14 protein-coding genes, 1 tRNA gene and 1 pseudogene are annotated in these 16550 nt (G+C 66.7%); 9 read left to right on the top strand and 7 right to left on the bottom strand.

Annotated elements, in window-relative coordinates; all coding sequences use genetic code 11:
* Positions 1 to 9 precede the first annotated feature (9 nt).
* Positions 10 to 86: transfer RNA gene (locus ACVILH_RS05355), tRNA-Arg, on the bottom strand.
* A gap of 96 nt (positions 87 to 182) precedes the next feature.
* Entirely contained in the window at positions 183 to 1211 is a 1029-nt protein-coding gene (locus ACVILH_RS05360) for an alpha/beta hydrolase (protein ID WP_456711965.1), read from the bottom strand.
* 304 nt (positions 1212 to 1515) lie between these two features.
* Here ACVILH_RS05360 and ACVILH_RS05365 point away from each other — a divergent pair, with 304 nt between their 5' ends.
* Genes ACVILH_RS05365 through ACVILH_RS05375 form a run of 3 tightly spaced genes read left to right on the top strand, consistent with a single transcriptional unit; the run spans position 1516 to position 4023 of the window.
* Positions 1516 to 2439, top strand: coding sequence for a spermidine synthase (locus ACVILH_RS05365; RefSeq protein WP_456711966.1), 924 nt, complete (start codon positions 1516 to 1518; stop codon positions 2437 to 2439).
* Positions 2436 to 3053, top strand: coding sequence for a fused MFS/spermidine synthase (locus ACVILH_RS05370; RefSeq protein WP_456711967.1), 618 nt, complete (start codon positions 2436 to 2438; stop codon positions 3051 to 3053). Before ACVILH_RS05365 ends, ACVILH_RS05370 begins: the two co-directional genes overlap by 4 nt.
* Positions 3054 to 3078: 25 nt before the next feature.
* The gene (locus tag ACVILH_RS05375) at positions 3079 to 4023 is read left to right on the top strand and encodes a M28 family peptidase (protein ID WP_456711968.1); all 945 of its coding nucleotides are present in this window, start codon (positions 3079 to 3081) and stop codon (positions 4021 to 4023) included.
* Between the two features lie 15 nt (positions 4024 to 4038).
* Here the strand turns inward: ACVILH_RS05375 and ACVILH_RS05380 are convergent, their stop codons facing one another.
* A complete protein-coding gene (locus tag ACVILH_RS05380; protein ID WP_456711969.1) occupies positions 4039 to 6165 on the bottom strand; it encodes a phytoene desaturase family protein in 2127 nt (708 codons plus the stop codon).
* Between the two features lie 414 nt (positions 6166 to 6579).
* Here ACVILH_RS05380 and ACVILH_RS05385 point away from each other — a divergent pair, with 414 nt between their 5' ends.
* The 3 genes from ACVILH_RS05385 to ACVILH_RS05395 all read left to right on the top strand — a co-directional run bounded on the left by ACVILH_RS05385 (position 6580) and on the right by ACVILH_RS05395 (position 8356).
* Positions 6580 to 7242, top strand: coding sequence for a hypothetical protein (locus ACVILH_RS05385; RefSeq protein WP_456711970.1), 663 nt, complete (start codon positions 6580 to 6582; stop codon positions 7240 to 7242).
* 194 nt (positions 7243 to 7436) lie between these two features.
* Complete coding sequence (locus ACVILH_RS05390; RefSeq protein WP_456711971.1) at positions 7437 to 8054, top strand: YidB family protein; 618 nt, start codon at positions 7437 to 7439, stop codon at positions 8052 to 8054.
* 35 nt (positions 8055 to 8089) lie between these two features.
* The gene (locus ACVILH_RS05395) at positions 8090 to 8356 is read left to right on the top strand and encodes a GlsB/YeaQ/YmgE family stress response membrane protein (RefSeq protein ID WP_456711972.1); all 267 of its coding nucleotides are present in this window, start codon (positions 8090 to 8092) and stop codon (positions 8354 to 8356) included.
* 83 nt (positions 8357 to 8439) lie between these two features.
* Here ACVILH_RS05395 and ACVILH_RS05400 read toward each other — a convergent pair whose 3' ends face one another.
* The gene (locus ACVILH_RS05400; RefSeq protein ID WP_456711973.1) at positions 8440 to 9222 is read right to left on the bottom strand and encodes an SDR family NAD(P)-dependent oxidoreductase; all 783 of its coding nucleotides are present in this window, start codon (positions 9220 to 9222) and stop codon (positions 8440 to 8442) included.
* Between the two features lie 249 nt (positions 9223 to 9471).
* Here ACVILH_RS05400 and ACVILH_RS05405 point away from each other — a divergent pair, with 249 nt between their 5' ends.
* The 3 genes and pseudogenes from ACVILH_RS05405 to ACVILH_RS05415 all read left to right on the top strand — a co-directional run bounded on the left by ACVILH_RS05405 (position 9472) and on the right by ACVILH_RS05415 (position 13230).
* Complete coding sequence (locus ACVILH_RS05405) at positions 9472 to 10536, top strand: acyl-CoA dehydrogenase family protein (RefSeq protein ID WP_456711974.1); 1065 nt, start codon at positions 9472 to 9474, stop codon at positions 10534 to 10536.
* Positions 10537 to 11023: 487 nt separating this feature from the next.
* Positions 11024 to 12182: pseudogene (locus ACVILH_RS05410) on the top strand (acyl-CoA dehydrogenase family protein).
* Positions 12183 to 12423: 241 nt separating this feature from the next.
* The gene (locus tag ACVILH_RS05415) at positions 12424 to 13230 is read left to right on the top strand and encodes an enoyl-CoA hydratase/isomerase family protein (protein WP_456711975.1); all 807 of its coding nucleotides are present in this window, start codon (positions 12424 to 12426) and stop codon (positions 13228 to 13230) included.
* A gap of 324 nt (positions 13231 to 13554) precedes the next feature.
* On the opposite strand, the gene ACVILH_RS05420 is transcribed toward ACVILH_RS05415, so the two are convergent.
* From ACVILH_RS05420 to ACVILH_RS05430, 3 genes are all read right to left on the bottom strand, one after another.
* Positions 13555 to 14313: a VOC family protein gene (locus ACVILH_RS05420; RefSeq protein ID WP_456711976.1), complete on the bottom strand. Its 759-nt coding sequence runs from the start codon at positions 14311 to 14313 to the stop codon at positions 13555 to 13557.
* Positions 14314 to 14334: 21 nt separating this feature from the next.
* Positions 14335 to 15141, bottom strand: coding sequence for an enoyl-CoA hydratase (locus ACVILH_RS05425; RefSeq protein ID WP_456711977.1), 807 nt, complete (start codon positions 15139 to 15141; stop codon positions 14335 to 14337).
* 106 nt (positions 15142 to 15247) lie between these two features.
* Positions 15248 to 16468 (bottom strand): ABC transporter substrate-binding protein, encoded by a 1221-nt coding sequence (locus ACVILH_RS05430; protein ID WP_456711978.1) that lies wholly within the window; start codon positions 16466 to 16468, stop codon positions 15248 to 15250.
* Positions 16469 to 16550: the final 82 nt, after the last annotated feature.

The following is a 16550-nucleotide window of genomic DNA, read 5'->3' on the forward strand; positions in this document are numbered from 1 at the left end:
GCGGCAGAATGGCGATCCCGGCATGACTCGAACATGCGACCTACGGTTTAGGAAACCGCCGCTCTATCCAGCTGAGCTACGGGACCGGAGCCTGCACCGACGTGCATCTGCTTCGGCGTCTCCATAGCAGACCCGGGCCGGGATCGGAAGCCTCTGTCCCGGCGCGATCATCGCAAGAGGGATCAAGGCGCCGTGTCACATCCGGGGACATCGAACAGGGCCTTGAGCCCGCAGGACGAGGTGAACATCCGGTCGCCATTGTGGCCGACGCCGGCGACGTCCCAGAGGCGATGGTTGGGCGTGCCGCCGTCGCGCGCGGCCATGACATTGGCGTAGGAATGGCCGCGGACATAGCGCGTCGGCCCCTGTGTCTCGGCCATGCAGCTCTTGTCCAGCGCGGGATGGTCCGGATCGGTGTCACGAGTGCCGAGCAGATAGATCACGCGGCGGGCGACATAGGTGCTCTCGAGCTCGGCTGAAGTCGGCGCCGCCAGATAGGGCGGCCGGTCGGCCATGCCGTATTTCCAGCGGTCGAAGCCCGGACAGGTCGCGGCGATCGCGGCCTCCGGCCGCTCGGCGGAGAAATAGGCATAGGACGAGGGATTGGCGACGACATAGCGCACCGCGACCTGCCGCTGCGTCAGCGCCGCCTCGCCGTGGCCGGCGATCGCATAGCGCTGCACCACCTGGCCACCGCCGGAATGGCCGGCGATCACGACCTCGCTCAGGGCCGGGAACAGCGAGCGATCGGCCAGGCGCGCCAGAATCGCGTTCAAGGCCTCGAACGAGGAGACGGCCTGCGGCGCGATGGCGGCATCGCCACCCTGCCAGCCCTCGAGCGTCCAGCGCAGGGTCTCTGGCGGCAGCCGATGCTTATCGACATCGAGCTCGGCGAGGAATTGCGGCACGACCAGCAAGGTCGTGGCCCCGGCCGTGCCGGCAGCATCGCGGGCCTTGATCGCCGTTTTGTAATAGACGTCGGCGTTGCGCAGCCGGCCGTGCAGGACCAGCACGGCACGCGTGATGTCGGGCTGCGGCTGGGTCCACGGCCGGGAGACGTAAAGCGGCAGAACGCCGCCATCGCCGACCGTGATCCGCTCGTCGGCCACGACCGAGACCGGCCGCCGGTTCGGCGCGGTCTCGTCCTGAGCCCATGCGAGCCCGCCCACCAGCGCGAAACACGCGATCAGCGCCCCCTTCAACCCCATCATGGCTCCCTTGGACCGATGCGGCACGCCGCTGCCGTGCCGCGTTCACCATAAAACGCCCGCAGCGGGAACAGAAGACCGGCCGCCGCCGGCCGATCACAGCCCCGTTGGCCGGGGCGGTTTGACTATCCGGCAGGCAGCCGATGGTCTAAGAGAACGGCGCCGATGCGGAACCGGCCTCGGGATCGCCGTATTGGTCGTGCCTGAGCGCGGCTCGTGACCGAGGGACGGCCGTCCCGCGCCACGGCGCCGCCGAGCCAGGCGCGCCCGCTCCATCTTTTCAAGCCGAGGGGAAACAGACAGTTCGATGCTCATCCGGTCGGTCATTTCAGGCGCGTTCGCTGCTCTCCTCTCGCTGGCATCCGCGCAGGCGCAGGACACCCGCAATCTCCTGGAGTCCAAGGAGTCGCTCTACAACAACATCTATGTCTATGAGCAGGCGCCTTACCGCAGCATGACGTTCGGTCACAACCGGCGCATCTATACCGAGAGCGTCTACAACACCCGTGACGAGCTCGACCTGCCGGTCGACTATACCCGCTTCATGACCGCGAGCGTGATGTACGCCAAGAGCGTCAGCTCGATCCTGGAGATCGGCTTCGGCGGCGGCCGCACCGCCTGGTACCTGCACCGCTTCCTGCCCAAGGTGCAGGTGACGTCGGTCGAGCTCGATCCGACCGTGCTGGAGCTCGCCAAGAAATATTTCGGCATCAAGGAGGAGCCGAACTTCCACGTCGCCAACCGCGATGGACGGCTGTTCGTGCAGGAATCGAAAGAGCGCTACGACATCATCCTGATCGATGCCTATCGCGGGCCGTTCGTGCCGTTTCACCTGCTGACCAAGGAGTTCTACCAGTTGGTCAAGGACCATCTCGCCGAGGGCGGCGTGGTGGCGCAGAACGTCGAGCCTTCCACGATGCTGTTCGACGCCGCGGTGAAGACCATCCACAGCGTATTCCCGCAGGTCGACTTCTACGAGGCCGGCGGCAACATCGTCATGGTCGCCTATCCCGGCGACGAGCGGAAGGCCGAGGATCTCGCCGGAATCGCGCAGGAGCGCGACAAGGAGTTCGGCTTCCGCTACAAGCTCGCCGACATGCTGGCGCAGCGCAAGCGCATCGACATCGACAACGGCCAGGTGATCGACGCCAAGGCCAAGATCCTGACCGACGACTTCGCGCCGGTGGAGGCGCTGAAGAGCATCGAGCGCCACAACAAGAAGCTGCCATGAGCGAGCAGGTGTCCCGCGCTGGCATGCTGGCGATCTATATCTGCTCGTTCCTGGTCGGCTGCGTGCTGATGGGCTTCGAGATGCTCGGCAGCCGCTATCTCAATCCGTATTTCGGCAGCGGCATCGGCGCCTGGGCGAGCCTGATCTCGACCGTGCTGTGCGCGCTCGCGATCGGCTATTTCGCCGGCAGCGCCATCGTCGACCGCCAGCCGACCACGCGCACCATCGGCATCATGATCCTGGTCGCCGCGGCCTATATGGCGCTGGTGCCGGCGACCGCCGACGCAGTCATGGCCGACATTCTCGACAGCCTCGGCGACGGTCCGATGGCGACGCTGCTGGCGGCGACGGCGCTGCTGCTGGTGCCGCTGACCCTGCTCGGCACGTTCTCGCCGATCGCGGTCAGCCTCTTGACCCGCTCGGCCGGCGAGGCCGGGCGCGTTGCGGGACTGGTATATGGCGTCTCGACCATCGGCAACGTCGTCGGCACGCTGGTCACGACCTTCACGCTGATCCCGACCATCGGCTCGCGCGCGATCACCTATTATTTCGCCGTGGCGCTCGCCGCTTGCGCCGGCATCCTGTTCATTCCGTTCGGCAAGAAGACGTCCTGACATCAATCATCGAAGAGCTTTGCGCATGACCGAGTTCTGGCCCCGCCTCGCCGCGACTGCGGCAACGGCCGCGTTGCTGCTGACCTCGCTGCCCGCGCGGGCGGCGGAGGCCCAGATCGAGCTGTGGGACGGCCAGCGCGCGCTTGGCCACATCGCCGATCTCCTGAAATTCACCCCGCGCTCGATGGGCGAGCCGGGCCACCAGAAGACCATCGACTACATCAAGGCGGCGATGGCCAAGAGCGCGGCCGAGGCGGTGCTGACGCAGAGCTTCACCGCCAAGGGCGACGACGGCAAGGCGATCCCGCTCACCAACATCATCGCCCGCTTCCAGGCGCAGAACCCGCGCCGCATCATCGTCGCCACGCATTACGACAGCATCATCAAGGCCTATCGCGATCCGAAATCGCCGGATGCGCCGATGCCCGGCGCCAACAACTCGGCCTCGGCGGTCGCGCTGCTGCTGGAGACCGCGCGCGTGCTGTCGCTGTCGCCGAAGCCGGACATCGGCATCGACTTCATCTTCTTCGACGGCGAGGAAGGGCCGAAATCGCTCGGCGCGGGCGATCCGACCTGGCGTCCGCTGGGCTCGCCCTATTTCGTCACTAAGCTGAAGGACTACTATCCGATGGGCAGACCGGAGAAGGCGGTCGATTTCGACATGGTCTGCGACAAGGACCTCAAGCTGCAGCCGGAGCCGTCGTCGCTGCATTCGGCGCTGCCCGAGGTGAAGAAGTTCTGGGGCATCGGCAGCCAAATCGCGCCGCTGGCGTTCTCGCCGGAGCCGACCGCCTATCCGATCAGCGACGACCACACCGCCTTGCAACAGGCGGGCATTCCAAGCTTCCTGGTCATCGACTTCGACTACGAGCCCTATTTCAACACCACGCAGGACACGATCGAGCAATGCTCGGCGCAGAGCCTGGAGACCGTCGGCCGCACGCTGCTGCGCTATCTCTATACGCCCTGAGGGCGCGTCGCGTATTTACGCGACGGCCAGCGCGGGCTGCGGCTGCGCAGCCGGCGCCGGCTGGCGCGCCAACAGGCCCGGCAGCAGCGCCTCGGCGGCCTCCGCGCCCGAGATCACCACGGCCTCGACGCCTGCGCCCGCATTGCCGCCGCCGGCGATGACGAGATTGGGCAGCGGCGCCTTGGCGCCCTTCAGCCGGCCCGCGCGGGCCACGCCATAGATCGAGCCGGCGCTGGCGAGATCGTAGCGCGCATAGGTCACGGGGCTGGCATCGGTCCGGTAGACGATGTGCTGCGACAGGCCGGGAATGATGGTTTCGGCGGCCGCGATCATGGCATCGCCGAGCTGCTGCTTGCGGGTCTCGTAGTCCTTCGAGCGGCGCCACGCTTTCCAATCGTCGCCGCCCTCCTCTCCCGCGAACCAGGCCTTGGCCTCATCATGCGGGATCAGGGTGATGATGGTCATAGTCGCGTGTCCCTCCGGCGCCGCGGACGGATCGAGCTTGGACATGACGGCGAGGCCGATGCCCATCGGCGTGTCGAGATGGGTCGCGGGCGCAACGTCCGGGACGAAGTCCAAGCCGAGATGCACCGAGAAGCAGGAGTTCGCCGGCGCAATGCCCCGGGCGCGGGCGCGGAAGGCGGCCGGCAGATCGTCGGGCGCGAGGAGCTCGGCGAAGGTGCGGCCGAGATCGGCGTTGGACACGACCGCCTGCGCGCGGATCGCGCGGCCGTTGCCGAGCACGACGCCGGTGGCGCGGCCCTGCTCGACGAGGATGCGCGTGACCTTGGATTTCAGCCGCACCTCGCCGCCGCGAGCGGTGATCGCATCCGCCAGCACGTCCGCGAGATGGCCGGAGCCGCCGACCGGATAGAAGCCGCCCTTGAAGTAATAGCCGAAGATCGGGACCATCTGCGCGCAGCTCAGCGTCTCGCTGCCGTCACCGAGATAGCCGGTGAGCGCATTGAGCATGGCGATCAGTTCGGGATCCGAGACATGGGCTGCGACCAGCTCATCGAACGGCCGGTTCATCCAGCGGAAGGCCTGCGGATGCTTGCGCGGAAAGGCCAGCATCTCCTCGATCGTTGCGGGCATGCCGGGAATGCCGCTGCGGCCGTGGCCGGTCGCATACATGCTCTCGAAGATGGCGTGGATCGTGTCGAACAGCTTGACGAGCCCGTCCGCGCTGGCCGGAAACATCGCGCAGAGCTGGCGGACATAAGCGCGCCAGTCCGCGGGCACGTCGATGCGGCGGCCGGCGAGATGGTAGGAATGGGTGACGCGCTTCCATTGAATGCGGTCGGCGACGCCGAGCCGGCGCAGCACGCTGTCGACCGGACCGCCGGGCCAGACGCCGGAGAAATCATGCGGGCCGGCATCGAAGCGGTACAGCACCGGTCTGTTGTCGTGGTGCGCCTTGCGCAGATAGCTGTGGCAGAAGCCGCCGGGCACGACGTGATGGTCGAACACCTTCACCTTCAGCCCGGCTTCCGCGAGCAACGCCGCGGCGGTGAGGCCGGCGATCCCGGCGCCGATGACCGCAACGTCGCAATCCACGCTATCTGTGGCAGCGAAGGCCGGCGCCGGCCAATGATACTCCTCGCGCGACTGCCGCATGCGCTGCAGCGCCTGGCGGATCGCGAAGCGCGGACCGAAGATCGAGATCAGCGCACCGGCCACGACGATGGCGGTCGTGAGCCAGGACGACACGCCGGCCCAGCGGCACAGGCCGAGCACGATGAAGAGCACGCCCCACAGGCCGGTCATCAGCATGTTGATCAGATGGAACTGCGGCGTCGCGGCACTGTCGGCATAGGCTGATCGGGAATAGTCCGCGGTCCACGGCCTGCCGACGGCGAGCGAGGCGAAGCTGATCAGGCCGAGCGCCGCGAAGGACAGCCACAGCGCATTGGTCGCCGTCCAGCTCGGCGCGACGTCATTCGCGATCGCCAGCAGCACGAACAGCGCGAGGCCGCCGAGCTCGAGCAGCGCGAGCTCGCCGCGGGAGGCGCGCCAGAGATTGCCGGCGAGTGCGATCGCCAGCGCCGACCACACCGCCCACGCCGGCTGGTTCCACGCCAGCAGCGCCCAGAGCGCGACAAAGGGCAGCAGCGCCAGCTTCACCGTGAGGAATACTTTCATGACAAACTCCTCCGCGCGCCCCTGGGGCGACAACAATCTTTCCGCTGTCAAGATAAATCCCTACGCCGGAACCAGGCGCCGGTCAACGCAAATCTTTCCATCGTCAAGATTAGATTCGTCAACTACGGCGGGAGAAAAATGGTAAAATCATGCCGCGTATCGCACGGGCGCCACAGCTAAGGGCTGTTTGAGGGTCGGGCGGCCCTCAGGCGCCCTCAGACTGTGGCAATGGGATCACGGAACCACGGCAAACAAAGAAGAAATTCGCAATTTACGCAGCATTGGAGTCACACCTCGCCGCAAATTGGCGACAATCTGCGGTCATCTGAGGCGAGGAGACGCTGAGGATTGCCGTTCGTGTACCGCCCCCATCTGCCAGTATTGGTCTTTGCAGCAATCACCTGCCTGCCCGCCATGCAACCTCAACGCGCGCATGCCGAGTGGTGGAGCCGTTCCCCCTCCGATTTCGAGGAATGCGCCGACGCGGCCGAGAAATCCGCCACCAAGGAGGAGAAGACCGCGGCGCTGGCGCAGTGTAATGCGAAATTTGCCGGCAGGCGGAAGGTCGGCGGCGGCTACGTCTATTACGACTTCATGCAGGACCGCAGCTTCGACATCGCCGGGCCCAACCCGACACCGGAGGAGCAGAAGTTCATCGACCAGCAATACACGCAATATCTCGAGCGCCAGCGGCACGCCAATATGAGCTCGGCGATGATGCCGCGGCCGCAGCCGCAGGGGCTGCAGTCGCCGACGCTGAAGGAGATGACCGCCCGCGCTGCGATCGAGCCGCCGAAGCCGGCCATGCCGGCTCCGCCGCCGCTGCCGCGCCCGGCCAAGCCGCCGGGCGCTTCAGCGCAGCCGGGGCAGACGCCGCCCGGCGCCACGGCCGAGACGCGGGCACGCATCAAGGCGGCGCAATGCGCCAAGGATGGCGGCCGGCGTGATTCCTTCTCGTGCAACTTTCCCGTCCTGTCCGAGAAGCTCGACGAGCTGAAGCGGATGTTCACCGGCCCGAGCCAGACCGCGACGGGACCGGCCGCGAAGTCGCCGAAGCGGGCGGACGCCAAGAACTAAGCCGCACTGAGGCGCTCGCAGGCCCGGCCTGAAACGCCTGTTCATCCAGCCGTCATCCCCATGATGTCAGAACATGCTGCGCCGAGCGGTGCAGCGCGGCGGCACTCGCACGCGCGGCTTGCGACTGCCCGCCGCTTGTCACGCCCCAGGCAAGCCCATAGCTTGAGCCGCGTGGGGCGCAGGAGGCAGGTCACATGGGTCTACTCGATATCCTCAACGGCATGCAGAACGGCCCGCATGGGCCGTCTCATCCGTCCACCGAGAAAAACGGCGGCATGTCGCCGATGACGATGGCGATCCTCGCGCTGCTCGCGTGGAAAGCCGTGAAGCACTTCTCGCAAGGCAGCCAGCAGCCGAACGCAGCGCCAACGCCCGTTCCGCCGCCGCAGCCGGCCCCACAGGGCGGACCTCTCGGCGGCGCATTGGGTGGCGCGCTCAGTGGCGGGCTTGGCGGAGGGCTTGGCGGCAGTCTTGGGAACATCCTCGCCGGCGGCCTCGGCGGGCTGCTCGCAGGCGGTGCCGCGGGCAGCGTGCTGTCCGGCGGACTCGGTGACCTGCTCCGCCAGCTCCAGGAGAAGGGTCATGGCGACACCGCGAACTCATGGGTCAGCCCCGGCGAGAACAAGCCGATCTCTCCCGGCGATCTCGCCAATGCGTTGGGCGCCGACCAGCTCGATCAGCTCACCGCGCAAAGCGGCCTGTCGCGCGAGGAGCTGCTCAACGGCCTCAGCCAGTATCTGCCGAAGGTGATCGATCAGCTGACGCCGGACGGCCGGGTGCCGACCGAGCACGAGCTGGCCGGCCGGATCTGAGCGACTCCGACGAGTTGACGGGAAGGACGACACTCATGTTGCACATTCTGATCGTCGGGCTGGTCGCCGGCTTCCTCGCACGATTGATATCACCCGGACCGAACAATCCGTCCGGCTTCATCCTGACCATCGTGCTCGGAGTCGCGGGCGCGTTTCTCGCCACTGCGGTCGGGCAGGCGATCGGGCATTACAGCCCCAACGAGGGCGCGGGTTACGTCACCGCGACCCTCGGTGCTGTTGTCGTGCTGTTCATTTGGAACCGGCTGGTGGCGAGCGGCACAATTCGCGACTTCAATCGCTAGCCGCTGCCACTCCCGTCTTCGCAATCCAGAGGCCTTGCTGGGCCCTGGATTGCGTCACCGTTGATCGGCGCGAGGCGCCGGTCTCATCCCAACAGATGCATCCCCGCATCCATGCGCACGACCTCGCCGGTCATCTGCCCCGATGCAGGGCTGGCGAGGAAGGCGACGAGCTGGGCGATGTCCTCGGCCGATGAGGCCGTGCGCAGCGGCACCCGCGCCACCACCGCATCGCGCACCTGCTTGGCGCCGGCCTCGCCGCGGCCCTTGGTGAACCAGGGCGTATCGATATAGCCGGGGCATACCGTGTTGACGCGGATCGAGGGCGCGAGCGCACGCGACAGCGACAAGGTCATCGTGTTGAGCGCGCCCTTGCTCGCGGCATAGGCGATCGACGAGCCGACGCCACTGATGCCGGCCACCGACGACACGTTGACCACGGCGGAGGCGCGCACCGCCTGCTTGGCCGCGGCTTCGAGCAGCGGCCGCGCGGCACGGATCATCTGGAACGGGCCGATGGTGTTGACCGCGTAGATGCGCTGGAAATCCTCGGCCGAGAGCCCGTCGAGCTGATCATGCGGCACGTGCTTGGTGGTGCCGGCATTGTTGACCAGCACATCGAGCCGGCCCCATGGCGCGGCGGCTGCGACGATCGTCTTGCAGTCCTCGTCGCGCGACACGTCGCCCTGCACGACGATCACCTCGACGCCTTCCTTGCGGCAGAGATCGGCGGTCTGCTCGGCCTCGCTCTTGCTGTTGGCGTAGTTGACGACGATGCGCATGCCGGCTTTCGCCAGCAGCAGCGCGGTCGCCGCTCCGAGACCGGACGCCGAGCCCGTCACGATCGCGCAAAGACCCTTGGTCGGCATTTCCGTCTCTCCCTGTTGTCGCCTTTCGATCTTCTTAGCCAAGTTCGCGCAGCCTGCAAATCGGCCGCGCGGCGGCCCCCGCCAATCTCCGCAGCGCGGAAATCGCTGCGCCCCATGCGACGGATGAGCATGGCGTTGCGACGCCGACGCTTGTCAGGCCTTGCGCATGCGCTCATCATGCCGCGCAAACATCCGGCGCGTCGCGGGAGCTGCGGCGCGCGAGGCAGAACGATCAGGACGAGGAACGCCGTGGCGGACGCTGAGAACATCGTGGTTGCGACCGCGGAGAAGATCTTCGCCGATCTCGCCGACCCGCAAACCATCAATCACGACAAGGACGGACGCTGGGCGGCGCCGCTGTGGCAGGCGCTGAGCGAGGCCGGCCTGCCGCTGGCCTGGGTCGCCGAGGAGCTCGGCGGCGCCGGCACCGATCTCGCCGACGGCTTTGCCGTGATCAATTCCACCGGGCGTTTCGCATTGGCGGTCCCGCTCGCCGAGACGCTGCTCGCCGGCTGGCTGCTGCAGCAGGCCGGCATCGCCTCGCCCGACGGCGCGATGACGATCGCACCGGCGAGGCCGAAGGACAGGATCACGCTCAACGTCGACGGCACATTATCCGGCCGCGTGCGCGGCGTGCCGTTCGCGACAAGCGCAGAGCATATCGCGGTCGTTGCCGACGGGGGAGACGGCGTCTCGATCGCCCTGGTCGCAACAGCCGGGTTGCGCATCGATGCAGGCCTGTCGCTGGCCAATGATCCCAGCGACACCGTCACCTTCGATCACGTCGTGCCCGTCGCAATCGAGCGTGCACCGGCCGGCTTCGATCAGGATCGCCTGATGCTGATGGGCGGCGTCGTGCGCGGCCTGCAGATCGCCGGCGCGCTGGATCGGCTGCTCGAGATCAGCGTCCGCTACGCCGGCGAGCGCGTCGCCTTCGAGAAGCCGATCGGCAAATTCCAGGCGGTGCAGCACAATCTCGCACGGCTCGCCGGCGAAAGCGCGGCGGCGAGCGCAGCTGCGACCTCCGCCGCCGATGCGATCGCGCGCGCAGACGTGTTCGACGACGCCATCTTCCTCGAAGCCGCCGCCGCCAAGATCCGCTGCGCCGAAGCCGCCGAGAAAGGCGCGGCGATCGCGCATCAGGTCCACGGCGCGATCGGCTTCACCACCGAGCACATCCTGCATCGCTTCTCGTTGCGCGCGCTGGCGTGGCGCGACGATTTCGGCTCCGAGAGCCATTGGGCTGTCGCCCTCGGCCAGCGCGTCGCCGCCCGCGGCGCCGATGAATTATGGCCGCTGGTCGCCTCACGCTGATGGAAGACGCGATGAACGATTTTCATTCGGTTCGTTGTGATGGTTTGGCAGGGCGCGGTGCGCTCCCTCTCCCCGTCCTTCGCGGGGAGAGGGTCGGGGTGAGGGGCCGCCGCACGGGACGTGTGAGTGGAGCGCTGGCGCACGAGTCGGATGGAGCTACGATGCGGCTACGCTTGTGCCATGCCCCTCACCCGGATTGCTGCGCAATCCGACCTCTCCCCGCAAAGCGCGGGGAGAGGTTGCACCGTCCGCGCGGCACGAGCTTGCCCAGAATGATCGGCTTTTCCCTGCCACCGCAACACGAACTACCGCCGCCCGACCGGTGCGCTCCCTCTTCCCGTTCTTCACGGGGAGAGGGTCGGGGTGAGGGGCAGCCGCACCGGAAGTTTGTGCGGCTGGGGGCGAATCGTCTCACTCGAATTTCAAATCCTGTGCGCGCGCAAGCATACGTATCACCCAACTCGCCCCTGCTCATGGAGCTCTGCTCATGACCGCGCTGCGTTTCGATCCGATCCGCCTGCCACCCGAATGCGAGGAGTTGCGCAAGGAGGTGCGCGCGTTCCTCGCCGAGGAGATCGCTGCTGGTACCTTCAATCCCTATCAGCCGCTGCGCGAGGATGCCGATGCGCGCGAGTTCTCGCGGCGGGTCGGCGAGCGCGGCTGGATCGGCATGACCTGGCCGAAAAAATATGGCGGCCACGAGCGCACGTTCCTGGAGCGCTATGTCGTGACCGAGGAGATGCGCGTCGCCAACGCGCCGGTCCGGCGCTTCTTCGTCGCCGACCGCCAAAGCGGGCCGGTCCTGCTGCGCTACGCCCCCGACCATATCAAGGCGGACATCCTGCCGCGCATCTGCCGCGGCGAGCTGTGCTTCGCGATCGGCATGAGCGAGCCGAACTCCGGCTCAGACCTGTTCGCCGCCAAGACGCGCGCAACCAAGACCGACGGCGGCTGGCTGATCAACGGCTCGAAGATCTGGACGACCTCGGCGCCACATGGCCGACTACATGATCGCGATCTTCCGGACGTCGCCCTCGACCAAGGAGAACCGCCGTCACGGCCTGACGCAATTCCTGGTGAACATGACATCGCCGGGCATCAAGGTGAATCCGATTGGCCAGATCACCGGCCAGAAGGAGTTCAACGAGGTCGTCTTCACCGACGCCTTCGTGCCCGATGATCATCAGCTTGGCGAGATCGACGGCGCCTGGAAGCAGGCGACGTCAGAGCTCGCCTATGAGCGCTCCGGGCCGGAGCGCTTCCTCGAAACCTATTACGTGCTGACCGAGCTGGTGCGCGCGGTCGGCCCCGATCCCGACACGCGCAGCGCCGAGGGCATAGGACGGCTGGTGGCGCAACTGCATGCGATGCGGCGGATGTCGGTCTCGGTTGCCGGCATGCTGCATGCCGGCAAGGAGCCGGTGGTCGAGGCCTCGATCGTCAAGGATGTCGGCACGGTGTGGGAGCAGCAGCTGCCGCACCGCGTGCGCGACCTCGCCGCCTTCGTCGAGGAGGACGCGGGCAATCGCGAGACGCTGGAAAATCAGCTGACCTTCGCCATCCGCACCGCGCCGAAGCTGACGATCCAGGGCGGCACCACGGAAGTGCTGCGCGGCATCATCGCGCGCGGGCTGGGGTTGCGGTGAGTGGGCTTCTTAGCTCTGCCCGCCTGAGGAGGCGCGACCGGCTTCGCTCGCACTGGGAGGTCGGATTGCATCAAGATGCAGTACAGATGAGGAGATACAGGTCTCACCACACACACTTCCCGCGCGGCTGCCCCTCACCCCACCCCTCTCCCCGTAAGAACGGGGAGAGGGAGCAGACCGGCTTCTGCGCAGCAACCGCGCCCGCGTCCTGCAGACGATGAGTATCTTCTCGGAGACCCACATGACCCACTTCCCTGACATCGGCGTCGAGATCCATGGCCATGTCGGCCTGATCGAGATCCGCCGGCCGCCCCTGAACTTCTTCGATATTTCGCTGATCAACCAGATCGCGGATGCGCTCGAAGGGTTCGATCGCGACATCGAGATTCGCGCGTCCGTGCTCGCGGCCCAAGGCAAGGCGTTCTGCGCCGGGGCCAATTTCACCGATCCCGCACGCCAGGCGCAGGACGCGGCCGAAGCGAAAGGCGATCCCGCCGACAGCCTCGGCGCGATCAACCATCTCTACATGCAGGCGGTGCGCATCTTCCGCTGCAAGAAGCCGGTCGTCGCCGCCGTGCATGGCGCGGCCATCGGCGGCGGGCTCGGGCTCGCGGTGTCGGCCGATTTCCGAGTCACCTGTCCGGAGGCGCGGTTCTCCGCCAACTTCACCAAGCTCGGCTTCCATCCGGGCTTTGGTCTCACGGTGACCTTGCCGGAGTTGATCGGCAAGAACAACGCCGAGCTGATGTTCTACACCAGCCGCCGCGTCACCGGCGAGGAGGCCTACAGGATGGGCCTCGCCAATGAATGCGTGCCGCAGGACCAGGTGCGCACGGCCGCGATGAAGCTCGCCGCCGAGATTGCCGAATGCTCGCCCCTCGGCCTGCTCTCCACCCGCGCCACGATGCGCGCCAACCTCGCCGACCGCGTGATGGCCGCCACCGAGCACGAGCTCACCGAGCAGACGCGGCTGCGCGCGACCGAGGATTTCAAGGAAGGCGTGAAGGCAACGGAGGAGCGGCGGTTCGCGAACTTCAGGGGACGGTGAGCGGATTGCGCGGTCTCACGACACAGACTTCCCGTGCGGCTGCCCCTCACCCCAACCCTCTCCCCGTGAAGAACGGGGAGAGGGAGCGCACCGGCCGCGCGGCGACAGTTCGTGTAGCTATTAGAGCAGGACTATCACTTGACTTGTTTGGGCAATTGCTCTCGGCGCGGGCGCCGCAACCTCTCCCCGCCCTTTGCGGGGAGAGGTCGGATTGCATCGAAGATGCAATCCGGGTGAGGGGCATGGCACATACGCAGCCCACATCGCAGTCCATCGGACGGGCACGCAGATCCCCAGCGACGAAATCCAACACGAACTCACAACTCACGCGACCGGTGTAAACGTCACACCACCGATTTCGAAACCGCCACCCGACACCGCGTAGCCGTGCGCCCGTGCGGCGCCTATGACGCGCTCCACATCCGTCACACGAAAAGCCAAGCCGCTCATCAGCTCACGCTCGCCGGCTTCGATGCGTATCTCCGCGTTCGGCAGATTCAGCCGAACACCTTTGCCGCCAGCCGACGGCACCACATCCAGAATTCGTCCCCAATGCGCCGCGAGCGATGCCGGATCGGGGCTCTGCAGCACGACCTCGCTCAGCGCCGTCGTGACATCGCTACGGATCGCGCGCGTCCAGTCAGGGCCTGCGGGCGGATACGGCCCGAGCACCTCGTCGCTGCCGTCGGTGTGATTCAGCTCGATGAACGCTGCGCGGCAGTCGCGCGGATGCAATTGCACGCCGTGATAGGGCGGATGATCGATCACATTGGCGGTGCGCACGCCCATGGCATTGGCGCGGGCGGCGCGCCCGTCGGGATCGTCGCAGGAGAAGATCACCATGTAGCCGCCGCGCCCGCCGGACTTGTCGAGGAAGCGTCCCGCGGCGGTGCCCTCGCGGGTCGGCGCGACCACCTCGAGCAGGATCGGCCCGACCGGCAGCAGCGCGTTCTCTAATCCGTATTTGCCGACATGGGGATCGCGGTAGCAGACCTCGAGCCCCATGATCGCGGCGATGTCGGACACCACCGGCTCGAGGCTGCGCGCGACGAGGCAGATCTGGCGCAAATGGAGATAGGGCATGGCGCGCGAGCTTCCAGAAACCTACCGTCCGTGAAACACCGGCGCACGCTTCTCGACGAACGCCTGCGCCGCCTCCTTGTGATCATCAGTCTCGCTGCAGCGGGAGTGATGCACCGCTTCGGCGTCGAAGCAGGCTTCCAGCGTCATCGTCTCGGCGTTGTTGATGTTGCGCTTGATATAGCCGAGCGTGACGCTCGGACCCTGCGACAGCGACAGCGCCAGCTCGCGCGCGGCGGCCTCGACCTCGGCATCGGGCACCACCTTCGTCACCATGCCCAGCGCCAGCGCCTCCCTCGCGCTCAGGATCGGCGAGGTCAGATACAGCTCGCGCGCCTTGGCGCTGCCGAGCAGCTGGGTGAGGAAATAGGTGCCGCCGAAATCACCTGACAATCCGACCTTGGCAAAGGCCGTCGTGATCTTGGCGGATTCGCCGGCAACGCGCAGGTCGCAGGCGAGCGCGATCGACAAGCCCGCGCCAGCCGCGGCGCCGTCGATCTGCGCCACCACGGGCTTCTGCATCTGGTGCAGCAGGCGCGACACCTCCATGCGCTCGCGCAACGTCGTCACCTTGGTCTCGAACGACGGCGCGGTCTTTACGTGGTCTTTGGCCTCCGCCATCGCCTTGACGTCGCCGCCGACGCAGAATGTGCCGCCGGCGCCCTTGAGCAGCACGGCGCGCACCTCCGGATCATTGGCCGCGCGCTGCGCCGCCTCGACCAGTCCCTTGGTCAGGTCGCTGTTGAGCGCATTGCGCCGCTCCGGGCGGTTCATCGTGATGGTGAGCAGGCCGGAGTCGAGGTGTTGCAGGACGGTGCTATTGGTGGTCATGGCGGAGGTCTCCGATTTAGCCGTCATTGCGAGGAGCGAAGCGACGAAGCAATCCAGAGTCCCGGTGTCGCCCTGGATTGCTTCGCTTCGCTCGCAATGACCACGGTTACTTCTTCACCAGCGGACAGCGCGAGGCCTCCAGCGACTGGAACGCCTCGTTGCCCGGCACGGTGGCGAGCAGCTTGTAGTCGTCGGACTTCGCCTTCGACTCCGACGGCTTCTTGACCTCGAACAGATACATGTCGTGCACCATGCGGCCGTCCGCGCGGATGCGTCCGCCCTTCGCGAACATGTCGTTGATCTCGGTCGCCCGCATCAGCTTCATGACGGCGTCGGGATCGGTGGTGCCGACGGCCTTCACCGCCTTGAGATAGTGCGTCACCGACGAGTAGACGCCGGCCTGCGCCGAGGTCGGCACGCGCTTGGTACGCTCCATGAAGCGCTTGGTGAAGGCGCGGGTGTCGTCGTTGAGATCCCAGTAGAACGCCTCCGCCACCAAGAGGCCCTGCGCGGTCTCCAGGCCGACGCTGTCGATGTCCGAGACGAAGGCAAGCAGCGGCGACAGCTTCTGGCCGCCTTTGGCGATGCCGAACTCGGCGGCCTGCTTGATCGCGTTGATGGTGTCGCCACCGGCATTGGCGAGCCCGATCACCTTGGCCTTGGAAGCCTGCGCCTGCAGCAAGAAGGACGAGAAATCCGAGGTGTTGAGCGGATGGCGCACGCTGCCGAGCACCTTGCCGCCGGACTTGGTCACGACCGCGCTGGTGTCTTTCTCGAGATCCTGGCCGAACGCGTAGTCGGCGGTGAGGAAGAACCAGCTGTCGAGCCCCGACTTCACCGCGGCGAGCCCGGTGACGTTGGCCTGCGCGAAGGTGTCGAACACGTAGTGCACGGTGTAGGGGCCGCAGGCCTCGTTGGAGAGACGCACCGAGCCCGGGCCGTTGAAGATGATGATCTTGTTGCGCGCCTTGGCGATCTCGCCGGCGGCGAGCGCGGTGGCGGACGCCGCAACATCCCAGATCATCTCGACGCCCTGGTTGTCGAGCATATCGCGCGCGATGTTGGCAGCGAGATCGGCCTTGTTGAGATGATCGGCCGCGATCACCTCGATCTTGCGTCCCAGCACCTCGCCGCCGAAATCCTCCACCGCCATCTTCGCCGCGGCCTCGCTGCCGGGACCGGTGATGTCGGCGTAGAGGCTCGACATGTCCAGGATGCCGCCGATCTTCAGCGGCGGCTTGCTCTGCGCATGCGCGCCGGCCGACAAGGTCAGCGCAAGCGCCAGCGTAAACAAAGACGCCGCGGCGCCGCCGGTCGTTCTGCTCATCAAAATTCCTCCCTGCGGGCACGTCGCTACATGGCGATGGCCTCATTGATAGTTCGTATCATGGCGCACGCGCGAGCACGCG

This window comes from Bradyrhizobium sp. USDA 4353, from assembly GCF_054063215.1.

Coding starts and splice junctions, on each gene's coding strand:
- ACVILH_RS05360 (WP_456711965.1), bottom strand. CDS start 1,211: ATGATGGGGTTGAAGGGGGCGCTGATCGCGTGTTTCGCGCTGGTGGGC.
- ACVILH_RS05365 (WP_456711966.1), top strand. CDS start 1,516: ATGCTCATCCGGTCGGTCATTTCAGGCGCGTTCGCTGCTCTCCTCTCG.
- ACVILH_RS05370 (WP_456711967.1), top strand. CDS start 2,436: ATGAGCGAGCAGGTGTCCCGCGCTGGCATGCTGGCGATCTATATCTGC.
- ACVILH_RS05375 (WP_456711968.1), top strand. CDS start 3,079: ATGACCGAGTTCTGGCCCCGCCTCGCCGCGACTGCGGCAACGGCCGCG.
- ACVILH_RS05380 (WP_456711969.1), bottom strand. CDS start 6,165: ATGAAAGTATTCCTCACGGTGAAGCTGGCGCTGCTGCCCTTTGTCGCG.
- ACVILH_RS05385 (WP_456711970.1), top strand. CDS start 6,580: ATGCAACCTCAACGCGCGCATGCCGAGTGGTGGAGCCGTTCCCCCTCC.
- ACVILH_RS05390 (WP_456711971.1), top strand. CDS start 7,437: ATGGGTCTACTCGATATCCTCAACGGCATGCAGAACGGCCCGCATGGG.
- ACVILH_RS05395 (WP_456711972.1), top strand. CDS start 8,090: ATGTTGCACATTCTGATCGTCGGGCTGGTCGCCGGCTTCCTCGCACGA.
- ACVILH_RS05400 (WP_456711973.1), bottom strand. CDS start 9,222: ATGCCGACCAAGGGTCTTTGCGCGATCGTGACGGGCTCGGCGTCCGGT.
- ACVILH_RS05415 (WP_456711975.1), top strand. CDS start 12,424: ATGACCCACTTCCCTGACATCGGCGTCGAGATCCATGGCCATGTCGGC.
- ACVILH_RS05420 (WP_456711976.1), bottom strand. CDS start 14,313: ATGCCCTATCTCCATTTGCGCCAGATCTGCCTCGTCGCGCGCAGCCTC.
- ACVILH_RS05425 (WP_456711977.1), bottom strand. CDS start 15,141: ATGACCACCAATAGCACCGTCCTGCAACACCTCGACTCCGGCCTGCTC.
- ACVILH_RS05430 (WP_456711978.1), bottom strand. CDS start 16,468: ATGAGCAGAACGACCGGCGGCGCCGCGGCGTCTTTGTTTACGCTGGCG.